5 protein-coding genes are annotated in these 6,341 nt (G+C 37.3%); 2 read left to right on the plus strand and 3 right to left on the minus strand.

Annotation, left to right across the window (positions count from 1 at the left end):
- Both SFT90_03445 and SFT90_03450 read left to right on the plus strand, forming a co-directional pair.
- On the plus strand, positions 1-560 hold a 560-nt coding region (locus tag SFT90_03445), incomplete at its 5' end, for a hypothetical protein (protein MDX1949541.1).
- Between the two features lie 61 nt (positions 561-621).
- Positions 622-2,136 (plus strand): YifB family Mg chelatase-like AAA ATPase, encoded by a 1,515-nt coding sequence (locus SFT90_03450; GenBank protein ID MDX1949542.1) that lies wholly within the window; start codon positions 622-624, stop codon positions 2,134-2,136.
- Here the strand turns inward: SFT90_03450 and SFT90_03455 are convergent.
- From SFT90_03455 to SFT90_03465, 3 genes are all read right to left on the minus strand, one after another.
- The gene (locus SFT90_03455; GenBank protein MDX1949543.1) at positions 2,130-3,098 is read right to left on the minus strand and encodes an SDR family NAD(P)-dependent oxidoreductase; all 969 of its coding nucleotides are present in this window, start codon (positions 3,096-3,098) and stop codon (positions 2,130-2,132) included. The two genes, SFT90_03450 and SFT90_03455, sit on opposite strands and share 7 nt — an antisense overlap.
- A gap of 2 nt (positions 3,099-3,100) precedes the next feature.
- Complete coding sequence (locus SFT90_03460) at positions 3,101-4,675, minus strand: replicative DNA helicase (GenBank protein MDX1949544.1); 1,575 nt, start codon at positions 4,673-4,675, stop codon at positions 3,101-3,103.
- 93 nt (positions 4,676-4,768) lie between these two features.
- On the minus strand, positions 4,769-6,341 hold a 1,573-nt coding region (locus tag SFT90_03465; GenBank protein MDX1949545.1), incomplete at its 5' end, for an NADPH-dependent assimilatory sulfite reductase hemoprotein subunit.

The raw sequence follows: 6,341 nt of genomic DNA on the forward strand, positions 1-6,341 counted from the left end.
TAATTGCAGGGTTGCTTTTAAGCCTTTTTGCTTCTGCACAAGCTCATTGGTCTGCACCTGCTTATATTGGCATTTCAATTTTAATTGCTTGGTATTTAGTTAGAAAAAATATGGATTTTTTCCTCAAATTATGGCTCACAATTTCTGTTGTTTTATTTTTAATTTTTGGCGTTATTTCAGTAAAGCCAACACTTATAACAAATCTTAATCTCAAGAAAAACCCGCTAGAAAGGCTCTATATTTGGTATCAACCAGTTGAAAAAATAAAAGAATATCAAGAAATTTACCCCGAAGCATTAATTGCAAGTGATGAAAGAAAAATTATCGCTCCACTTACTTATGCATTAAGAGAAGGGAAAACCCCACAGATTATTTACAAGCTAAATTTCTCAAATTCTGTGAATGATCATTTTGATTTGAAATATAAACTTCAAAATAATGCAGAAGAAGTTATTTTTATAACAAGAAGTTTAGATGAAGAATATTTCCGCAAGCTTAATTACAAACCAACTAAACTAGATGAAGTTGGAATCTTTAGAATTTACTTTCTAACAAAATAAATTGAAAACCCTTCATAATATTGTATCAATTTTGTATTGAAATTTTACTTTCCTAAAACCGATGGTTGCACATATCAACACATTTTCATTCAATGGAATAGAGACAATTCCAGTTGATGTGCAGTGCCAAATTTCCTCTGGAATGGTCAATTTTAGCGTGGTTGGCCTGCCAGATAAATCAGTTGCTGAATCTCGTGAGCGAATTAGAGCCTGCTTTTCATCACTAGGTTTGAGCTTCCCTGCTAAAAGGGTAGTTGTGAATTTATCGCCAGCTGATGTCTTCAAGGAAGGTAGCCATTATGATCTCCCAATTATTCTCTGTTTGCTAACGCAGATGAATTTACTGCCGCAATCTGAGATTATAAAATATTACGCACTTGGTGAGATTTCTCTTGATGCTGGCGTGATTGGCGTTAGTGGCGTTTTGCCCTCGGCAATATCTGCACTTGGAGAAAATAAAGGTTTAATTTGCCCTAAGGAAAACGCTGAAGAAGCCTGCTGGGCGGGCGAAGATTTAGATATTCTAGCGGTTAAAACCATCACCGAACTTCTTAACCATTTCAAAGGAATGCAAATCATAGGAAGGCCAAATTTCAAACCAAATTTAGAGGAAAGCAATAATATAAAATATCCTGATTTTGCTGATATTCGTGGACAGGAAACCGCAAAAAGAGCGGCAGAAATCGCGGCATCAGGGGGGCATAATTTACTAATGAGTGGCCCACCTGGTTCAGGAAAATCAATGATAGCCTCTAGATTAGCAGGTATTCTGCCAGAGTTAGAGCCAAAGGAAATTCTTGAAACAAGTATGATTCATTCAATTGCAGGTAATATTAAAGGCGGAAATTTAGTTACCAAAAGGCCGTTTAGATCACCGCATCATAATTGTTCAATGCCGGCGATGATTGGCGGTGGAACTCGTGCAAAGCCGGGTGAAGTTTCACTTTCTCATAATGGTGTTTTGTTCCTTGATGAATTTCCTGAATTTCCAAGGCAAGTTTTGGATTCCTTAAGGCAACCGCTGGAAGCCAGAGAAGTGAGTATTTCTCGGGTGAATTCTCATATAACTTACCCAGCGAAATTTCAGCTAATTGGCGCAATGAACCCCTGTAAATGTGGCTATTTAGATGATGCTGCGAAGGCCTGCTCACGTGCACCAAAATGTGCGAATGAATATCAGGCAAAAATCTCAGGACCACTTCTTGATAGATTTGATATTTATATTGAAGTTTCTCAGCAAAATGCTCATCAGGCTTTTAATTTAACCAATGGCGAGGGTTCCAAAACCATCAAAAGTAGAGTGCTCAAATGCAGGGAGTTTCAACGAAATAGATATAAAGAAACTGATTATAAAACTAATTCTGATTTACAAGGCAATGATATTGAAAAATTTTGTATAACAACCGATGAAGCAAAAAATATTTTACAAAAAGGGGCGGAAGCCCTAAACCTCTCAATGCGAGGCTACACAAGAGTTTTAAGAACTGCCCGCACTATTGCCGATATGGAAGAAAACGAAATTATTGAAAAGCCTCACATCGCCGAAGCCCTATCTTTCAGGCAGAGGAATTATTGATTTCTAAACCACTTAACAAATTTTTCTAAACCTTCTTCAATAGAAGTCTTGGGGTTATAGTTAAAATCTTTTTGAGATTCTTTTATATCAGCGTAAGTTTTGTAAACATCGCCTTTTTGCATAGGGGCGAATTCTATTACAGCTTTTTTGCCGAGGTTTTTTTCCAAAATCTCAACGAAATATTTAAGTGCTACTGGCTTATTATTGCCAAGATTATAAATTCTGTGCTTGTTTTCAGGGTTATTTTCAATATGAATAACCCCTACTAAACCAGAGATTATATCATTAATATAAGTGAAATCCCGTTCCAAATTGCCGTTGTTGAATAATTTGATTGGCTTACCTTCAAGAATATTTTGAGAGAAACTCCAATAAGCCATATCTGGTCTGCCATATTCGCCGTAAACGGTGAAGAAGCGTAAGCCAACAGAATGCAAATTATGAGTATGAGAAAAACTTTCTGCAATTAACTCGCAAGATTTTTTGGTGGCGGCATAAAGCGAAACTGGCTTGCTAACATCATCTGTTACACTAAAAGGTGTTTTTTGCTGATTGCCATAAACTGAGCTTGAGCTAGCGTAAATAATTTTTGGAATATTTTTGAGATATTTTATCGCATTATCAAAAATCACCACCTGCCCAAGCAAATTGCTATTTGCATATGCGATTGGGTTTTCAAGGCTATATCTAACGCCTGCCTGTGCTCCTAAATGAATTAAATGATTTGCATCTTGATGCCGTTGAAAAATCTCAGTGATAATTTTTGCATCAGAAAAATCCGCTTTATAAAAAGTGAATTTATTTGAGGCTTCCCGAAGAATTTCAAGCCTATCTTGTTTTAATTTTGGGGAATAATAATCATTTAGGTTATCAATTCCAAACACTGAAAAACCCTGTTTTAGAAGGCTTTTAGCCAAATGAAAACCAATAAACCCTGCCACCCCTGTGATAATTATTTTCATAATCAATATTCTTCTGCGTAATCAGTGAATTGGGTTGTGTTTTTATCAAAGTAAAGATTTACACTGCCAATTGGGCCATTTCTATTTTTTGAGACGATAATTTCTGAGATATTATCAATTTTTTCCATCTTATCACGCCAAGCGTTGAATTCATTAGAGCTCTCCTCTGAGGGCTTTTTGCGTTCCTCATAATAGGCTTCACGATAGATGAACATTACAATATCAGCATCTTGCTCTATTGAGCCAGATTCTCTTAAATCTGCAAGTTGTGGCTTTTTATCAGTTCTTTCTTCTACTTTTCTTGAAAGCTGGGAAAGAGCTAAAACAGGGATATTTAATTCCTTCGCAATCGCCTTCAAACCCATTGAAATCTCAGAAATTTCTTGCACTCTGCTTTCCTGCGATTTTTTATTTGTGCCGTGAATTAATTGCAAATAGTCAACTACTAAAAATTCAAGATTATGCTTTCTTTTAAGCCTTCTGGCTCTAGTGCGAACTGCCGAAATTGAAAGGGCAGGAGTATCATCAATAAAAATTGGCAGGGCTTGCAAATCTTGCGAGGCTTTAATTAATTTATTAAATTCATCTTGCTCAACATTGTCAGATTTTTTGAGATGCCCACGCCTGATATTAAAAGCATTTATCCCTGTTTTGATTGAAAGAAACCTTGTTGCAAGCTGTTCTGCAGACATTTCAAGTGAGATAAAACCAACCGAGCCTTGCGTTGGCTCAGTTGCTCCTTTAGGGTTTTTGCGATATTCATCAATTTTTTTGGTGAAATCTTTTTTCAAATGCATTGCAACATTTAGGGCAAAATTGAGGGCAAGCGCGGTTTTACCCATTGAAGGCCTAGCTGCTAAAATTATCAAATCAGATTTATTAAAACCACCAATTAAATCATCCATTGATTTGAAACTCGTGGTAACACCACCATCAAAACCACCTTTTGAAGCAATATCCGCAAATTTAACTGCATTAGAAATCGCCGACTTCGCATGAGAAAAACCGCTATCACCAAAGCCCGTTGAAGCAAGGTGGAATAACTTACTTTCTGGCGTTTCTATTTGAAGACTTGCATTTTCATCACCAGTTGCTTTGTAGGAATCCTCTAAGGTTTCATTAGCAATATTAATTAACTGGCGGCTTATGTGAAGATTATAAATCAGCAAGCCGTAATCCCTAATATTTGTAATGCCAGCGCCAAGCCCACTAAGGCGAAATAAATATGAAACCCCGCCTTGTAACTCAATTGCCTCATTACCATTAAAGTGATTTTTGAGTGTCACTGCATTAGCAATAATTCCTTTATCATTAAGGCTTAAAATTGTTTGATAAATTTTTTGGTGAAGTGGATCAAAAAAATTTTCCGCCTGCAAAAAATCCGCAACGCGATTGATATATTCATTATTATTCATCAACGCACCGAGCAAATATTGCTCAGCCTCTAAATTTTGTGGCAGTGATTTTATGTTATCAGAAATTTGATTGTTACTTGAGGCTTCAGATGCGTTATTAGAGGCTGAATTAGTGGCCTTCAGAGAAACTATTTTCTGTTCATTTTTAGGGTTATTTTCCATAATAAATATTTATAGAGTAATGGAAAATATATTCAAAGAAATTTTGCTCAGTTTTTGAGGAGTTTTAAGTTTTACTAGATAAAGTAACTAAAACTATTTATGAAAATTATTGCCAGCGGTGGTGGCTTTTACATAGCCTTTGCGGATTGTGAAATCACCAAAATGTTCACCCTTATTGCGATTTTTTGCAAAATCTTGAATGATTGGTGAGAGAATTTCCGGCACTTTTACGCCCTCAACATCTTTTTTATAAAGCTTATTCAAGCGAGAGCCATCAAACCCAGCACCTAAATATAAATTATATCGCCCCGGGTTTGTTCCAACTAGGCCAATTTCTGCTAAATACGGCCTTGCACAACCATTTGGGCAACCTGTCATTCTTATCACAACATCTTCCTCACGAATGCCATTCTTTTCAAATTCTTTTTCAATTTCGGTAACTAAATCAGGTAAATATCTTTCACTTTCTGCTAACGCTAGACCACAAGTTGGCAGTGCAACACAAGCCATTGAGTTTCTACGAAGCCCAGATTGATTGAAATCTGCGAGGTTATATTCTTTAAGAAGCTTTTCAATTGTAGGTTTATCCCTCTCATCAATGCTTGCGATAATAACATTCTGGTTGCAAGTTAAACGGAAATCACCTTTATGGATTTTTGCAATTTCAGCCAAGCCTTGCTTTTGCTTGCCAAAAAGCCTGCCATTTTGAATGAAAAGCGTGCAATGCCATTTCTTATCAAAACCTTGCACAAAGCCATATCTATCACCAGTATTTTCAAATTTGAAAGGCTTCGCCTTTTCTAATTTATAGCCGAGGCGTTTTTCAACTTCATCTCTAAACCTATCAATTCCAAGCGTTTCAACGGTGTATTTTAAGCGTGCATGCTTACGAACATCACGATTTCCTAGATCCCTTTGGGCAATAACCACTTTTTCAGCAACATCAACGGCCTGCTCTTTCGTGCAGAAACCCATAATATCAGCGGTTCTCGGGAAGGTTGTATCATCGCCATGCGTCATACCCATTCCGCCACCAACTGAAACATTATAGCCAATGATTTTATTATTTTCTATTATCGCAATAAAGCCCAAACAATGAGCGTAAATATCAACATCATTTGAAGGTGGAACTGCAACCACCGCCTTGAATTTACGAGGCAGATAGGTTTTGCCATAAATTGGCTCTTCCTCTGAAGATGCCGGCTTTTGTGCGTTTATTGGGGAATCACATTTAGTTTTTTTAGCACCTGAAAGCAATTCATCTTCACCTTTTACGCCTGCAACTAGCTCGTCATCAAGCCAAATTTCGTGATAAGCAGAAGTGCGTGGCGTTAAGTGATTGCTTATATCCACAGCCAGTTGCAAGGCTTCGGCATGATGTTCAGATTGATAAGGGTTTGGGTTGCACATTACATTTCTGTTCACATCACCGCAAGCAGCAAGGGTATCAAGGCAAACTTGGTTAACTTCTGCAATGGCAGTTTTTAGATTAGTTTTGATGATGCCGTGAAATTGGAATGCCTGACGAGTGGTTAATTTAAGCGTGCCGTTGGCGTAATTATCTGCAATCCAATCCATATGAAGCCATTGGGATGGCGTGCAAACCCCGCCCGGAACACGCACACGAGCCATAAAGCTGTAAGCCTTATCCAAGAATTTTGCCCTT

Source organism: Rickettsiales bacterium, assembly GCA_033762595.1.
Classification (GTDB): Bacteria; Pseudomonadota; Alphaproteobacteria; order Rickettsiales; family UBA8987; genus JANPLD01.

Coding starts and splice junctions, on each gene's coding strand:
- SFT90_03450 (MDX1949542.1), top strand. CDS start 622: ATGGTTGCACATATCAACACATTTTCATTCAATGGAATAGAGACAATT.
- SFT90_03460 (MDX1949544.1), bottom strand. CDS start 4,675: ATGGAAAATAACCCTAAAAATGAACAGAAAATAGTTTCTCTGAAGGCC.
- SFT90_03455 (MDX1949543.1), bottom strand. CDS start 3,098: ATGAAAATAATTATCACAGGGGTGGCAGGGTTTATTGGTTTTCATTTG.